This window comes from Leisingera sp. CC-HEC096, from assembly GCF_059429235.1.
Genome location: NZ_JCAIJS010000001.1, coordinates 1,376,955 through 1,392,033, shown reverse-complemented (window position 1 = coordinate 1,392,033; position 15,079 = coordinate 1,376,955). Strand labels below are relative to the sequence as shown.

Here is a 15,079-nt window from a genome sequence, read left to right as displayed (position 1 = left end):
ACGAGATGGCAGAGCTTTTCAACTTTGAACTGAAGGCAACCGACGGCAAAGCGCGCACGGGGGTGATCGACACGCCGCGCGGCGAGATCCGCACGCCTGCCTTCATGCCGGTTGGCACTGCCGCTACGGTCAAGGCAATGATGCCGGAAAGCGTGCGCGCGACCGGCGCCGACATCCTTTTGGGCAATACCTATCACCTGATGCTGCGTCCGACGGCGGAGCGGATCGACCGCCTGGGCGGCCTGCACAAGTTCATGAACTGGGAGCGGCCGATCCTGACCGACTCCGGCGGGTTTCAGGTGATGTCGCTGGCCGGTTTGCGCAAGCTGACCGAGAAGGGCGTGACGTTCAAATCCCACATCGACGGCTCCCGGCACGAACTGACGCCGGAACGATCGATGGAAATCCAGCGGCTGCTGGGTTCCGACATCGTGATGTGTTTCGACGAATGCCCGGCGCTGCCTGCGGACCGCGACCGGATTGCTGAGTCGATGCGGCTGTCGATGCGCTGGGCAGAGCGCTCGCGCGAGGCCTTCGGCGACCGTCCCGGCCATGCGCTGTTCGGTATCCAGCAGGGCGGGCTGGAACAGGACTTCCGCGAGGAAAGCGCAGAGGCGCTGAAGAACATCGGCTTTGACGGTTATGCGGTCGGCGGCCTGGCGGTGGGCGAGGGGCAGGAGGCGATGTTCGGCTGCCTAGACTTTGCGCCGGACATGCTACCCGAGGACAAGCCGCGCTATCTTATGGGTGTGGGCAAGCCCGACGACATCGTCGGCGCGGTTGCGCGCGGCATCGACATGATGGACTGCGTGCTGCCGTCGCGGTCGGGGCGCACCGGGCAGGCGTTCACCCGCTATGGCGTCGTGAACATCAAGAACGCCCGCCACCAGGACGACCCGCGGCCGCTGGATGAGCAGTGCAGCTGCCCGGCCTGCTCGAACTACTCCCGCGCCTATCTGCACCATGTGTTCCGCAGCAACGAGATGATTTCGGGCATGCTGCTGACCTGGCACAATCTGCATTACTTCCAGGAAATCATGGGAGGAATGCGGGAGGCGATTGCCGCCGGAACCTTTGAGGCCTGGCAGAAGGACTTCCACGATACCCGCGCGCAAGGCGATATCGAGCGTTTGTGAACGGGTACAGTTGAACAGTCACTGTGCGCTGTTGAGCAGCTGTTCCGGCTGATGCACCGTTGAAAGCACGAGGCGGAGTGCTCAGGTCATTCCGGCAACGTTCCTGTTGCTGGACACTTTGACCGGAGGGACATCCCCGTGAGCCAAGAATTGTTTTCCGCCAGCACTGCTGGTGCAATCGAGCTGCGTAACCGCGTTGTCATGGCGCCGCTGACCCGCAACCGGGCCGACGATGAAACCGGCGAGGTGCTGGACATGCACGCAGAATACTATGCCCAGCGGGCTGGTGCCGGTCTGATCATCACCGAAGGCAGCCAGATCAGCCCTGAGGGCAAGGGGTATATCCAGACTCCGGGCATTCACACGGCGGCGCAGGCCGCGGCCTGGCGCAAGGTCACGGATGCCGTTCACGCCAAGGGCGGCAAGATCGTTATCCAGCTGTGGCATGTCGGGCGGATCACCCATGACTCCCTGCTGCCAGAGGGCACCACAGCAGTGTCCTCCACCGATACCGCGGCAGAAGCTCAGACCTTTACCCATGAAGGCTTTGTGCCGACGGCCAAGCCGCAGGCGCTGGGCGCGGAAGACATCCAGCGTGTGATCGCCGACTTTGTGCAGGCCGCGAAATACGCCAAGGACGCGGGGTTTGACGGTGTCGAGCTGCATGCGGCCAACGGCTATCTTCTGGAGCAGTTCCTGAAGGACGGTGTGAACACCCGCACGGACGCCTATGGCGGATCCCCGGAAAACCGCGCCCGCATCGTTTTCGAGATCCTCGACGCGCTGCAGACGGTTTGGGAGGCTGGCCGCATTGGCCTGCGTCTGTCGCCGTTTGCCACTTTCAACGATGTGTCCGACAGCGATCCCGTGGGTCATTACACACCGCTCATCGAGCGTCTGAACGGCTATGGCCTCGCCTATCTGCACATGGTTGAGGGCGAGACCGGCGGCGGCCGGGACGGGGATTTTGACGCGCTGCGCAAGCTTTATACCGGCACCTACATGGCCAACAACGGCTATGACCGCGAAACCGCGCTGGCGCGGACGGCCTCAGGGGAGGCTGACCTGGTGGCCTTTGGCCGCCCCTTCATCGCCAACCCGGATCTGGTTGAGCGGCTGGCAGCAGACGCGCCGCTGAACGAAGGCAATCCGGACACCTTCTATGGCGGCGAAGAAGAAGGCTATACCGACTACCCTGCGATGGAGCGGGCGGCGGCTGAGTAGACCGCTTCCGCTTTGATCAGAGGCCGGCGGCCGGGCAGCAAGCCCCCGGCCGCCGTTGCCAATCCTGCGGGTTTCGCGCGCCTGTTCACCGGTTGTGAAGACCTGCCCGCTACCCTCGCGCAAAAGCGGGGAGGATAGCATGACCTGTTTGCGCGCAGCGGCTCTGGCGGTTTTGCTGGGCAGCCCTTTGGCGGCTCAGGCACAGACCGAGGGCAGTGTGAAGTCTCCCGGATCGCTGGCCGAGGCATCGGGTTTCTTTAAGGCGCCGCCAATTGATGGCTGCACCATCACGCTGGAGGAACTGGTAAAGGACAAGTCCAGCGCGCTGCGCGGGCGCTGGATCCTGCGCAAGGGGCCGGGAGAAATGGGGCTGGTCTCCGCAGGGCGTGTCGAAATGCTGCCGGTGCCGCAGCGCAGCGGCGAGGTCTTGTCGCTGGATTTCAGGAACGGCCGGCTGATGGCGGGTTCGCCTGCGCTGGGCTTCATGCCTGTTGCGGTCGAGGACCGTGCGCCGCCTGCGCCGGGCAGCGGCCTGCGGGCCGAAAGCGCGGGCCGCGGCGATCTGCCGGATGACGCGGAGGTGTTTTTCGATGAAATCGCCCTGGGACCCTTGGCCTGCGGCCCGGATCAGCTCTTGCGGCTGAACATCAAAGGCGCGCAGGACAGCGGGACGGGGCATGAGCTGCGCCAGTCCTACCGGCTGTTTCTGATTGATCAGTCGCGGTTGAGCGGCACCTACAGCGAGACCGGCGCGGCGGGCCGCATTGAGCGCGGCCTGGTGACGCTGGAGCGGCGCTGAATGCCGGTTTGCGCCACGCTGACGATCCGTTCCGGACGCATCTCAGTGCGTGTTAGCGCTTTGCTCACCCTTCGGTCATTTGCGCCTTGTGGTCCGGCCGCGGTGCGGGCAAGGTGGGGCCAACCAAGCGGCGGGCAGGTTGAAAATCCTTAACCATCCCCCCAGATAAAGACATCCAATGAGGAGACGCGCCAAGTGCTGCCGGGACCGGGGCCGGGCCGTCTTGCCAAGCAAAGGACCGAGTATGCAAGAGCCACTCAATTCCTCCTATCCCGTGCTGCCGCTGCGCGACATTGTGGTTTTCCCTCACATGATCGTGCCGCTGTTCGTGGGCCGGGAAAAATCGGTGCGCGCCCTGGAAGAGGTAATGGCGGACGACAAGCAGATTCTGCTGTCCAGCCAGATCGACCCCTCCGAGGACGACCCGGAAACCGATAGCATCTACACCACCGGCGTGCTGGCGAATGTGCTGCAGCTGCTGAAGCTGCCCGATGGCACCGTCAAGGTGCTGGTCGAGGGCCAGACCCGGGTGAAGATCACCGAGTTCCTGGAAAACGACGACTACTTCGAGGCCAAGGCCGAAGAGCTGGCGGAAATGCCTGGCGACGTCACCACCACCGAGGCGCTGGTGCGCACAGTGGGCGACGAGTTCGAGCGCTATGCCAAGGTGCGCAAAAACATTCCCGAGGAAGCGCTGTCTGCCGTGGGCGAGACCGCCGAGCCGGCCAAGCTTGCCGATCTGGTGGCGGGCCACCTGGGTATTGACGTGGACCGCAAGCAGGAGCTGTTGGAGACGCTCTCGGTCAGCGAGCGGCTGGAGAAGGTCTATGGTCTGATGCAGGGCGAACTGTCGGTTCTGCAGGTCGAGAAGAAGATCAAGACCCGCGTCAAATCCCAGATGGAGAAAACCCAGCGCGAGTACTATCTGAATGAGCAGATGAAGGCCATTCAGAAGGAGCTGGGCGACGGTGAGGAAGGGGCCGGCGAAATCGCCGAGCTGGAAGAGAAGATCGCCGCCACCAAGCTGTCGAAAGAGGCGCGCGAAAAGGCCGATGCGGAGCTGAAGAAGCTCAAGAACATGTCGCCGATGTCGGCGGAAGCGACCGTGGTGCGCAACTATCTCGACTGGATGCTTTCGATCCCGTGGGGAACCAAGTCGCGCGTGAAGAAGGACCTGATGAAGGCGCAGGAGATCCTCGATGCGGATCACTATGGCCTGGAGAAGGTCAAGGAGCGGATCGTCGAGTATCTGGCGGTGCAGCAGCGCTCGGCCAAGCTGAAGGGGCCGATCCTCTGCCTCGTCGGGCCTCCGGGCGTGGGTAAGACCTCGCTGGGGAAATCCGTGGCCAAGGCGACGGGCCGTGAGTTCATCCGCATTTCGCTGGGCGGCGTGCGCGACGAGTCCGAGATCCGCGGCCACCGCCGCACCTACATCGGCTCGATGCCCGGCAAGATCATCCAGGCGCTGAAGAAGGCGAAGACCACCAACCCGCTGATCCTGCTCGATGAAATCGACAAGATGGGCCAGGATTTCCGCGGCGACCCGGCCTCGGCGATGCTGGAGGTGCTGGATCCGGAACAGAATAACACCTTCATGGATCACTATCTGGAGGTTGAATATGACCTCTCGAACGTGATGTTCCTGACCACCTCGAACAGCTACAACATGCCTGGGCCGCTGCTGGACCGGATGGAGATCATTCCGCTGTCGGGCTACACCGAGGATGAGAAGCGCGAGATCGCCAAGCAGCACCTGATTTCCAAGCAGGTGAAGAACCACGGCCTGAAGGCCAAGGAGTTCGAGCTGACCGAGGACGCGGTAACCGCGATGATCCGCACCTACACCCGCGAGGCGGGTGTGCGGAATCTGGAGCGCGAGATCGCCAAGGTGGCGCGGAAATCGCTGACCAAGATCGTCAAGAAGGAGACCGATAGCGTGACTGTCACGCCGGACAACCTCGACGATTTCCTGGGCGTGCCGAAGTACCGCTTCGGTCTGGCCGAGAAAGAGGATCAGATCGGTGTGGTCACCGGCCTTGCCTATACATCCGTCGGTGGCGAGCTGCTGTCGATCGAGGCGCTGCGCCTGCCGGGCAAGGGCCGGATGAAGACCACCGGCAAGCTGGGCGATGTGATGAAGGAATCGATCGAGGCGGCCTCGTCCTACGTGCGCTCCGTCTCGCCGAAACTGGGCATAAAGCCGCCGAAGTTCGACCATTGGGATATCCACGTGCACGTGCCGGAAGGCGCGACGCCCAAGGATGGCCCGTCGGCGGGCCTGGCCATGGTGACCTCCATCGTGTCGGTGTTGACGCAGATCCCGGTGCGCAAGGATATTGCGATGACCGGCGAGGTGACCTTGCGCGGCAATGCGCTGGCGATCGGCGGCCTCAAGGAGAAGCTGCTGGCGGCGCTGCGCGGCGGCATCAAGACGGTGCTGATCCCGCAGGAGAATGAAAAGGACCTGCCGGAGATCCCGGACAACGTGAAGGAAGGTCTGGAGATCATTCCCGTCAGCCATGTGTCCGAGGTTCTTGAGCACGCGCTGGTGTCCAAGCCTGAACCCATCGAGTGGGATGAGGAGGCCGAAGAGGCCGCCGCGGCGAAAGCGGCGCTGAAAGGATCCGGCGAGGGGGCAGGCGCCACCGCGCACTGATCCGCGGATCTGCGAGCAAGAAAAAGGAAAAGGGCGGTCCGAGGGGGCCGCCCTTTTTAGGTGCTTTCTTCCGTTCTGGCCCTTCTGTCCGGGGCTTTTTGTTCGCTGCTGCACAAGCCAGGGAGCTTGGGCGGTCCTCCCGCCCGTCGCCGGATGCGCCAGGGCGCACCCGCTCCCGTTGGGCGTGGCGCCGCACCTGCGGTGCGGCGCGCAGCCTGCCCCGGAAGGGGCAGGCTGCCGGGCCCAAAGGCAGGATGGGATCCGGCCGCAGGCCGGGGCCCGTTCGGCCGCGGGAGTGCCCGGCAGCCTAGGTAACGGCAGGGCCGGTCAGGCGGCTTTGCTGGCCTTCTCCATCTTGGCTTGCACGGTGGCAATGGCCATTTCCGCCGGGCTCACGTCCGCCGCTTTTGCTTGGGTCAGGATCGCCGCCATGGTCTCATCCAGCGCCGTCAGCTTCTCAGCGACAAAGCCCTCGCGGTCCTTGATCTTCTGGATCTCGGTTGCGACGTTGATGATGCCGCCGCCGTTGGCTACGAAATCAGGTGCATAGAGGATGCCGCGGGCGTGCAGCGCTGCGCCGTCCTCAGCCGTTGCCAGCTGGTTGTTGGCGCCGCCTGCGACGATATCCGCCTTCAGCAGCGGGATGGTCTGAGCGTTCAGGATTCCGCCGATGGCGCAGGGGGCAAAAACATCTGCCTCGGCGCCATAGATCTCTGCCAGCGGCACGGCCTTGGCGCCGAACTCTGCGATCGCCTGCTCCACGCGGGCCTCGTCGATGTCGGTGACGACCAGCTTGGCGCCGGCTTCATGCAGGAACTGGCAGAGGTACCAGCCGACGTGTCCGAGGCCCTGGACAGATACAGTGACACCCGCCAGGTCGCGGCTGCCGTGCTTGTGGGCGCGGGTGGTGCGGATCGCGTTGAAGATGCCGCGCGCGGTGATCGGCGAGGGGTCGCCGCTGGCGAACTCGCCATCCGCCAGACCGGCCACAAAGCGGGTTTCCTCTGCAAGGATGGCCATGTCGGCCGGGCTCATGCCCATGTCCTCGGCGGTGATATAGCGGCCGTCCAGACCTTCGATGGCGCGGGCAAAGGCGCGCAGCAGGTCCGGCGTCTTGTCCTTGGCGGGATCGCCGATGATCACTGCCTTGCCGCCGCCCAGGGTCAGACCTGCCGCGGCGTTCTTGTAGGTCATGCCTTCGCTGAGGCGTTTGACGTCGGTCAGCGCTTCCTCTTCGCTGGCGTAGGGGCGCATGCGCAGGCCCCCGGCTGCCGGGCCCAGCTGGGTGGAGTGCACGGCAATGAAGCCGAGGAGGCCAACGGACGGCTCCTCGACGCGGTAAATCTCTTCATGGCTGCTGGATGCGACGGCAGTCACTGTCATTTGGTTTGATCCTCCTAAACCTACCCGGATAATAGCGGGCCGGCAGCGCCGGTTTTCACCAAAAAGCTGTGCGGGATTCTGCCATTTTGGTGGTAACCTCCATCAAGGGTGTCACATTTAGGAAAAACCTCCATGGATTCGATAGACCGCAAGATTGTCGCCGCGCTTCAGCGAAACGGGCGGCTGAAGATATCGGAACTGTCCGGCATGGTCGGGCTGTCGCCTACGCCTTGCGCCCGCCGGGTGGCCAGCCTGGAGGAGAGCGGGGTCATCAGCGGCTATTCGGCCCGGGTCGATCAGGCCAAACTGGGGCTGCCGGTCACCATCTTTGTGGCGGTGGAACTGGACAAGCAGTCCACCGAAGCGCTGAGCGCCTTTGAAAACGCGGTGCGCCGTTTCGATCAGGTGATGGAGTGCTATCTGATGACAGGCACGCGGGATATACTGCTGCGTGTGGTGGCGGAGGACCTGCCGGATTTCGACCGCTTTCTGGAGGACAAGCTGATGCGGGTGCCCGGCATCCGTAACACCCGCTCCAGCTTTACCCTGCGCACGATGATCCAGCGGGACGCGCTGCCGACCTGCTGAGCGGTTTACGGAGCCGTCCGCGTTCAGCCGCGGCCGCGCACGAAGAAAATGCAGGACAAGGGCAAAAATCTTCTGCCGGCCCTCTTGCAGAGCCCGCATGCGGCCGTTAAAAGCCTGCCTCACGGGTGATTAGCTCAGTGGTAGAGCGCTTCGTTCACATCGAAGATGTCAGGAGTTCAAATCTCTTATCACCCACCATGATTTCCAAGCGCCAAGCCCTTGAAAAATAAGGGCTTGGCGTTTTTTGCTTCTCACTTGGTACAGCAGAAACCCCCATTTGGGTACAGCAGCCGGTGCGGTATCACCGTGCCGCGTGTGCGGATTCCTAAGGTCTTTCGTGGTGGTGCGACACGCTTAGGCGAACAGCACACTCGCCACCATTTCAACGGGATACCTCCGCCAGCTTGCGGCGGGGAAGAAATCGAGCATTCTACAATGCTCGCCTACACGAACCGTTCAGTGATATATGTTTGTACTTCACTAAGCGGTAGTTCTGGAGAAGAGTTCCCGCTTCGGACATAGAACTTCTCCTGCGGCTGTCCGTTCTTTGCTGGCAACGTCAAATAGACAGGTGTGTTTGCGGGTTTCACTTCGACGCTGCATATCTCAAGGCCTGACACCTCCGGGAACGTGACATTGACTTTTGTGGCCGTGAATGATTGCCCGAACGCTTTGCGCATCAGGTTGCTTAGGTGCAATTCAAACTTGTCTTTGCCGCCACCGCCAAGCGATTTGTAGTCCCTTTCTAGACCTGCGATTTCACCTTCATCGGCGACCCCCATCAGCAACCTGCCACCCTGCGCATTGGCGAAAGCTGCGATTGTTTTCAGGATCACGTTTTCTAGGTCCTTATTCACCGTTTCCTTGCGAACATCCCAACGAAACGTCTCCTTGAATTCAACTTCCTCGTTTTCACCTTCGGAGATTAGGTCCACAAGTGTTACTTCGCCGTCTGAAGCGTCGTTGTCCACAATGCTTTCCAGCCAATTGTTTAGGCTTGTCGCAAGCATCTGCCTACGTGTCTTGAGAAATAGTTCGTAGTTCTCGATTTCCCACAGTTCTTCGTCTTGCGGAATGAGCTGGAGTTCAAGTGAACCGGGAAAGCGGTTTCTGGCATCAGCCAAGTAATCTTTGGCTTCGATTGCACCTTTGGTTCTGTTCGCCAACTGTGTGAGTATAGCACGGTTCGTTAGCTCTTGAGCGAGCGAGTATTTTAAGCGGTTGTCCATACCATACCCTGCCGCTTTCAAACGAGAGTAGGGAAAAATGTGATCGTACTCTAGTTGGTACTTTTCGCCCATTGGTTTGTGGACCTTAACGCCGGTTGTGAGACATTTCGCGCCTCGACTTTTAAGGTGCCAGCGTAGCAAACCAAAGAGAGGGTGTTGTACCGCGCGGCCCTCGAACTCTTCAGCCGAAATCGCTATGTTGCCACCTCGGTCTTCCCGTATGACGTCAAGTAGCCTGTCGAAGGGAGACGGTGATTCAGCGACAATCTTCAGATCGTAGTCAAGCTTCTGGGGGAGCTGGCTTACGTAGCGTCGACGAACCTGAGAATAGTAAAACCACTTAACCACTTTTAGGACTTCGGTTTCCGTCAAATTGCAATCTCGGTCGTAGCAATAAGCTATGATTGGAACGAGAGCGTAGATGGAGTTGATTTCATATGTATGGTCAACGTGGGCATGAGAGCGGAGAAGGTTACAGACATAGTCGAGGACCTTAGTGTCCAATTTGACCCAAGCGGCCCGTAGTGCCTCATCATTCTCCTCGGGATGCAGCTTGCGCATGTCCGAGCCGTTATGATGAAGCACTCCGAGCAGTACATAGACGACGAAATCCAGTTTGAAAGCGAAGCCATTCTGTTTGAGCTTGTCGAGCTTGTGCTTGAAGCTCTCCCGCGCTTGAGGCCAATAACCAGAAATCTGAGCTAGGGCGAGTTCTGCATCAGTCAGAGCTACCCCTCCGGCATTGACTTTATAAAAAATATCGATGGCTTCTCGGATGCTGGCTTTCACCGGAACGGTTTGCTCTGGGAAATCGCGATCCAAAACCGAGAGGATTAGTGCAAAATTATCGTGAATTGCATCTTCTTGCTCGCTGGAGACTTCCGTACCAGATTTTTCAATGAATTTGATGATGTCACGCGCGCGAGCTTTCTTCTGAAAAACCTCTGTAATATCGACCCATAGAGGATCATTCTCCATTCGAATTTTCGAAAAATACTCTAGCTCAAGTGTTTGCACGTTGACGTACAAGCCGCGCGTATCGTTAGTGATTTCTTCAAGAGTGTAGTAGGGTGGCAAGTTGCCCGTAACCAACATGTAGAGTGTCGTAATGCGCTGTTGCCCGTCTAGAAGAATCCTGACTGAACCCTGCCGTTCATCATAAACATGGTCGCCTTTCAGTTCGGGTGGATGGTTCGTCTCCCAAGTCAACATTGTACCGGTAGGATACTCCTTGATGAGCGAATCCATCAGTAGTTTGGCGTCGTCTCGTTTCCAAACGTACTCTCGTTGAAATGCTGGAACGAACAATTGGTGTTCATCGATTTTGTCCAAAATCATTGAAATCTTCATTTGCAATAACCCGTTCTAACTTTTCTGAACTATGTCTGAAAATTCATGACGTTGTGTGCTGGCGGCTTTGCGACGTTGCTTGATTTCGCCGAAGAAGGCAATGCCTCGAAACCTGCCATGCTATTTTGGAACTCCGGGCCATCACTCGCACTCAGCTATAGCTCATCCACGTACTATCAACGGGAGAGATACTCTGGCAGTTTGGTTGGCCACTCACTTATAAGGATCAGAGTGCATTCTACTGTCTCGCCGGTATCCGTCACCAGTTCCAGTTCGCCTGTTGGCTTCGTCTGATCCCAAGCGAAGCCATCCGAGAGAACTGATAGCAAATCCCGTTTGTAGGCCGTGTCCGCATTGTCGAGTTGGTCCCCTTTGGTTTCCAGCACCGTCATCCGCCGCTTTCCATCGTCTTTCGTCGCGGCAAAGATGAAGTCCGGGAAGATGCGGTTCCGTTTCCAGCCCTGCAATCCGTATTGGGACTTGGCGACATTGCGGTGCCACCAGACAAGCGCGTCGTCGGCGTCGAGATAGACGGCCACGTCCCTTTCATCACCATTCAGTTCGGCTTGGTACACAGGCGTGAAAAGACCCTTTTCGAGCGCGCCACCATCGTTTCCAAGCACTTGATCGGCGTTCTCAGGCTCAGAAGTGTCCATTTCAAATGGCATGATCCAGTTTCGCCCATCGACCCGCAGACGGAACTGAATGCGCCCATCGTCTACCGCCTGTTTGAAATAGGCCTCCGCGCGAGTGTTTCGTTCGGCATCCAGCGCCTTGCGCGCTTCATCCACGATCAATGCTGCCAGAGAACCGATCTTCTCTGGTGTGAACTCACGGGCCGCAAGCGCTTTGATCAGATCGGCAACGATCTGGCGGCAGACAAATGGGTTCGGGACAAGGTCGGACAACAACCGAACGGCAAAGGACGGATCGAATTCATTGGTGGCGATGGTTCGGGTCACACGTCGCGCTTCGATAGGCGTGTCTCCATCGCTCAATTCGATCCGCTGTACCTGAGATTCAGCGGCATGGGCGTTCTCCGGTATCTTGGCGGCTAACGCCGCCGCGTCGAAGCCGGTCCAGTCGATACAGGCCAGAATATCGGTTTCGTAGTCGAGGTCACGAACCTCTTCCCCGTCCACCAGCAAGACTTTGGGCAGGTAAATGTCAGTCTTCGAGAACTTTTCACGTCGGGGCAGTTGCCGCGTTTTCCGCTCGGTTCCGGGGGCATCGGAGCCGCTGACATGCAACACCAGATCGCCCAGCCCATCTTTCTCCAACCCGTTCTTGATCGCGGACACGACTTCCCCGGTCGTCGGGTGGTGGGCAATGACATAGCCTTCGTCCAAAGCATCCACGCCGGTTTTCAGCGCATGTGGCTGACGCAGGATACGGCCCACAAGCTGTGTCATGGCGTTCATGTTGGAACTGGCAGCCAGTGAGCACAGTACATAGGCAAAGGGACAGTCCCAACCCTCTTGCAGCGCCTGTTTGGTGATGATCACGCGAACTCGGTTTTGTGGTGAAAGAAGGTCTTGGTTTTCGGGTTGGTTAAGATCGTTCTGTTCCGCCGTTTTGATCGCCACTTCCGCTTCATCCAGTCCAGCGTTCAACAGCCAATCCCGCACATCCTTTGAATGGATGAAACCAGCTTCCTGTTGATCCTTGCCTGTACGTTCGACCTGCACCAACATGATCGGACGGATATAGCGCCCGCTTTCAGCCCTGTAGGCGTCAGCCTCGGCCTGCAAATCGTTCAGCTTGGCCAGAGACGCAGCCAGCGTTGCATGCCAATCCGTACCACCTTTGGTTTCGAGGTTCAGCGGCATCTTGATCATGCCCTCGCGGTCGATCTCGCGCCCGGTCACCTCAACCAAAAGGTTGGCATATCTTGCCGGACGTGGATTGGCCCCGCCTCGCTCCTTCACGTCGAGTGGCGTTGCCGATAGTTCGATCACAATGGACGGGTTGAAGCCGTAGAGCGTTTTGAAGGCTAGGTCCGAGATTGCCTTCTGCCCTTCATCAAGAACCACAACAGGGCGAAGGATCCGCAGAGCGTTGCCCAGTGAGTCTTTGATCATTGCCCACGCAGCCATACCGTCGCCTTGGTCATAACAGGCAAGGTTTGGAATAGCCTTGAGCAGTGCCTCATGCGCCGCCTGATCGCCTTCGGGCGGTGTGAAACCGTGCACGTCGCCCCGGTCGCGGAACATTTTCAAACTGTCCTGCGTCTCGCGGTTCGCCGATTGCAGCATGAGGACCATGACGCACAGGTTCTCTTCCACGTCCCGTGCGTCCAACCGGTCGTCCTTTTCAAGGATACGCACTCGCCCTGCGGCGGCACGGTCCAGCGTTTGGCGATACGCATGCTGGCGGTTATTCAAGCTCTTGAGTGTCTGTTGGTAGATCGCATCGTTGGGCACGATCCAGAGAACGAACCCGGTGTTCTGGTTCAGATAGCGGCTCAGGACGCGCGACACGGCATTCGCGGCGAGGAATGTCTTGCCGCCGCCAGTGGGCACCTTGAAAGTCACGTTCGGGACAGGTCTGTCACAGCCGTCCAGACGCGCGGAGAACGGTACTTCGGCACGCGAGGGGGGCAGCTTGCCTGCTGCCTTCATATCCTCCCACGCCTTCTTGGCGAAGTCTTGCGGCTCAACGTCAAGCTCCGGGTCTGCCGCCAGCAAAGCTGCTACTTTGTCAGCCTTTATTTTCCGGTCCTTCAAGGCGTCCAGATAGGCGTTAAACGCATCGAGGACCTTTGTCTGATACTCAAGCTCCCGCATCAGTCACGCTCAACCCGGTAGAGAGCGAAGGGCAGGGGGGCGAACTCGACTTGCAGCTTCTCTTCGTTCAGCAGCTTTTGACTGACGAACCGTGCCGGGGCGAAGACAAGGTGGGGCTTGTCGGTTTTCTCGCCCGCGATTTTCCGGGCAAAGGACAGGGTCAGCGCGGCTTCCTGTGATTTCAGCCAATTCAGATCGTCCTTATAGATCAGCCAGACGTGGCGGTCCTCGCTTTCGCCCAGATAGCTGGTGTCTTGATCAATTCCGGCGGTGTCGAGCGGGCGGTTTGTTGCCATATGGAATAGGAGTGCGCCAAGCTGATCATAGGCAGGAAGGTTCTCGCCGGTCAGGATCGTATCCATTTCGATAGCTTCGCCGAGAGCGCAGTAGGTGAAGGTTCCGCCCAGCCCTTCTATGCGTTCTTGGATACGTTTTTCACCGGTAACTACCAGTTCCGCACCTTTAATCTGTTTGGTTACCCGATCAAACTCCGCACCCTCAAGTTTTTCGATGCTGTCGACTTTGGCGACCAGATCAGCGGCTTTTTCGAGCGACTTCCAGTTCAGCTTCTCTCTCAGGAGAACCGACCGCTTAGTCCCCGTATGCTCATAGCCATTAATCACCCTGCGAGTACGCTCAGCAGTCATGGCGTCGGCGTAGCCCTCCATTTCAACCATGATGAACTTGCGGTCGCCATTGTCGCTGGCATTTGCGTCCAGAACAGCGTGCGCTGTCGTCGCGGAACCAGCAAAGGAATCCAGCACAATGGAACGACTTGTCGTCGCTAAGGAAATGACTTTCGATACGAGGCCCAATGGTTTCGGGGTCACAAATACATCGTCGGAGCTATCGAAATCCAGAATCGACAGAAGTAGTTTCTTGGCGTCTTGCGTGTGTCCAACTTCATCAAAGAACCAGAGTGTTTGGGGGACCCGCCCCCCCTTCACGTCCGACAGGTACCGTTTCAATCTCGGTTGATTGTCGCCGTCACTGCCCCACCAAATTCGCCCATCTCTATCGAGTTCCTTGAAGCGTTTTTCCGATACTCTCCAGTACATGCCTTTGGGAGGTCCCTGAATGACCCGCCCGGCAGGTGTGGTAATCTGATAGGTGCCTTCCCCATAGTAGTTCCGTGCTGAAATATCGCCCGACGTCCAAGGGCCACGCGGATCATCGTCGGCGTTTGAATATCGGGCTTCCATTTCCTCGGTTCGAGCGAGGAGGTTGGGGCGCCAGATTTCCTTGTTCTTGGCGTAGACTAAGAGATAGTCGTGGTCTTCAGAAAAGAACTGAGCGCTGTTCTTCGGGGAGAATACCTTTTGCCAAATGCACGTCGCGACGAAATTATCTTCGCCGAATATCTCGTCGAGCATTTCGCGTGCGTGCGAAATTTCGTTGTCATCAAGCGTTATCCAAATGCTGCCGTCATCGCCCAGAAGCTCATGTAGGAGGCGAAGGCGCGGCCACATCATAGCACACCATTTGTCGTGGCGCAGACCGTCCTCAATCCCAATTGGGTTCGTGTCCAGCCATTCCTTGATCATTGGTGCGTTTACGTTATCGTTATAGGACCAGCCTTCGTTGCCAGTGTTGTAAGGTGGGTCGATGAAGATGCAGTCCACTTTGCCTGCATACATGGGCATGAGCGCCTTGAGTGCCTTCAGGTTGTCCCCTTGGATGATCAGGTTGCCGTCAAGGGCGACGTCACCAATCCCCTTCTCCGGGTGCGGCACCAACGGGTGGAACGGCACCGAAAGATGATGGTTGTAGACGAACTCTTTTCCCTTGAAGCTTAACTCGGTCATGTAGCGCCCCTCTGTTCTTTTCTTTCTGTCTATACGACAGCAGGTTGCACCGCTAGTCGAGAAGGCTGTGATGGGTGCGAAGCGGTTGAAGTGGCCAGTCAAAACGGCTGCGCGCCGTTGTCG

General features: G+C 58.8%; 9 protein-coding genes and 1 tRNA gene. 6 read left to right on the top strand and 4 right to left on the bottom strand.

Going from position 1 to position 15,079, the window contains the following annotated elements; all coding sequences use genetic code 11:
• Nucleotides 1-5: 5 nt before the first annotated feature.
• From tgt to lon, 4 genes are all read left to right on the top strand, one after another.
• A complete protein-coding gene (tgt, locus tag AC5STI_RS06825; RefSeq protein ID WP_495446131.1) occupies nt 6-1,136 on the top strand; it encodes a tRNA guanosine(34) transglycosylase Tgt in 1,131 nt (376 codons plus the stop codon).
• A 138-nt stretch (nt 1,137-1,274) separates the two neighbouring features.
• On the top strand, nt 1,275-2,360 hold the full coding sequence (locus AC5STI_RS06820) for an alkene reductase (protein ID WP_495446130.1): 1,086 nt from the start codon (nt 1,275-1,277) through the stop codon (nt 2,358-2,360).
• Nucleotides 2,361-2,499: 139 nt separating this feature from the next.
• Nucleotides 2,500-3,159, top strand: coding sequence for a hypothetical protein (locus tag AC5STI_RS06815; RefSeq protein ID WP_495446129.1), 660 nt, complete (start codon nt 2,500-2,502; stop codon nt 3,157-3,159).
• 244 nt (nt 3,160-3,403) lie between these two features.
• The gene (lon, locus tag AC5STI_RS06810; RefSeq protein WP_475052781.1) at nt 3,404-5,815 is read left to right on the top strand and encodes an endopeptidase La; all 2,412 of its coding nucleotides are present in this window, start codon (nt 3,404-3,406) and stop codon (nt 5,813-5,815) included.
• A gap of 327 nt (nt 5,816-6,142) precedes the next feature.
• Here the strand turns inward: lon and AC5STI_RS06805 are convergent, their stop codons facing one another.
• The gene (locus tag AC5STI_RS06805) at nt 6,143-7,198 is read right to left on the bottom strand and encodes a Glu/Leu/Phe/Val family dehydrogenase (RefSeq protein ID WP_490400276.1); all 1,056 of its coding nucleotides are present in this window, start codon (nt 7,196-7,198) and stop codon (nt 6,143-6,145) included.
• Nucleotides 7,199-7,330: 132 nt separating this feature from the next.
• Between AC5STI_RS06805 and AC5STI_RS06800 the strand changes: the two genes are divergently transcribed.
• Nucleotides 7,331-7,786 (top strand): Lrp/AsnC family transcriptional regulator, encoded by a 456-nt coding sequence (locus AC5STI_RS06800; RefSeq protein WP_495446128.1) that lies wholly within the window; start codon nt 7,331-7,333, stop codon nt 7,784-7,786.
• Between the two features lie 123 nt (nt 7,787-7,909).
• A tRNA-Val gene (locus tag AC5STI_RS06795) sits at nt 7,910-7,984 on the top strand.
• A 245-nt stretch (nt 7,985-8,229) separates the two neighbouring features.
• On the opposite strand, the gene AC5STI_RS06790 is transcribed toward AC5STI_RS06795, so the two are convergent.
• The 3 genes from AC5STI_RS06790 to AC5STI_RS06780 all read right to left on the bottom strand — a co-directional run bounded on the left by AC5STI_RS06790 (nt 8,230) and on the right by AC5STI_RS06780 (nt 14,956).
• A complete protein-coding gene (locus AC5STI_RS06790) occupies nt 8,230-10,353 on the bottom strand; it encodes a GmrSD restriction endonuclease domain-containing protein (RefSeq protein WP_495446127.1) in 2,124 nt (707 codons plus the stop codon).
• 188 nt (nt 10,354-10,541) lie between these two features.
• Nucleotides 10,542-13,151: a DEAD/DEAH box helicase gene (locus AC5STI_RS06785; RefSeq protein WP_495446126.1), complete on the bottom strand. Its 2,610-nt coding sequence runs from the start codon at nt 13,149-13,151 to the stop codon at nt 10,542-10,544.
• Nucleotides 13,151-14,956, bottom strand: a complete 1,806-nt coding sequence (locus AC5STI_RS06780) for a site-specific DNA-methyltransferase (protein ID WP_495446125.1) — start codon at nt 14,954-14,956, stop codon at nt 13,151-13,153. Before AC5STI_RS06780 ends, AC5STI_RS06785 begins: the two co-directional genes overlap by 1 nt.
• Nucleotides 14,957-15,079: the final 123 nt, after the last annotated feature.

What these genes read in the sequence shown, in the direction of transcription:
- lon (WP_475052781.1), top strand. Translation starts at nt 3,404, where the DNA reads ATGCAAGAGCCACTCAATTCCTCCTATCCCGTGCTGCCGCTGCGCGAC.
- AC5STI_RS06815 (WP_495446129.1), top strand. Translation starts at nt 2,500, where the DNA reads ATGACCTGTTTGCGCGCAGCGGCTCTGGCGGTTTTGCTGGGCAGCCCT.
- AC5STI_RS06800 (WP_495446128.1), top strand. Translation starts at nt 7,331, where the DNA reads ATGGATTCGATAGACCGCAAGATTGTCGCCGCGCTTCAGCGAAACGGG.
- AC5STI_RS06780 (WP_495446125.1), bottom strand. Translation starts at nt 14,956, where the DNA reads ATGACCGAGTTAAGCTTCAAGGGAAAAGAGTTCGTCTACAACCATCAT.
- AC5STI_RS06785 (WP_495446126.1), bottom strand. Translation starts at nt 13,151, where the DNA reads ATGCGGGAGCTTGAGTATCAGACAAAGGTCCTCGATGCGTTTAACGCC.
- AC5STI_RS06805 (WP_490400276.1), bottom strand. Translation starts at nt 7,198, where the DNA reads ATGACAGTGACTGCCGTCGCATCCAGCAGCCATGAAGAGATTTACCGC.
- tgt (WP_495446131.1), top strand. Translation starts at nt 6, where the DNA reads ATGGCAGAGCTTTTCAACTTTGAACTGAAGGCAACCGACGGCAAAGCG.
- AC5STI_RS06790 (WP_495446127.1), bottom strand. Translation starts at nt 10,353, where the DNA reads ATGATTTTGGACAAAATCGATGAACACCAATTGTTCGTTCCAGCATTT.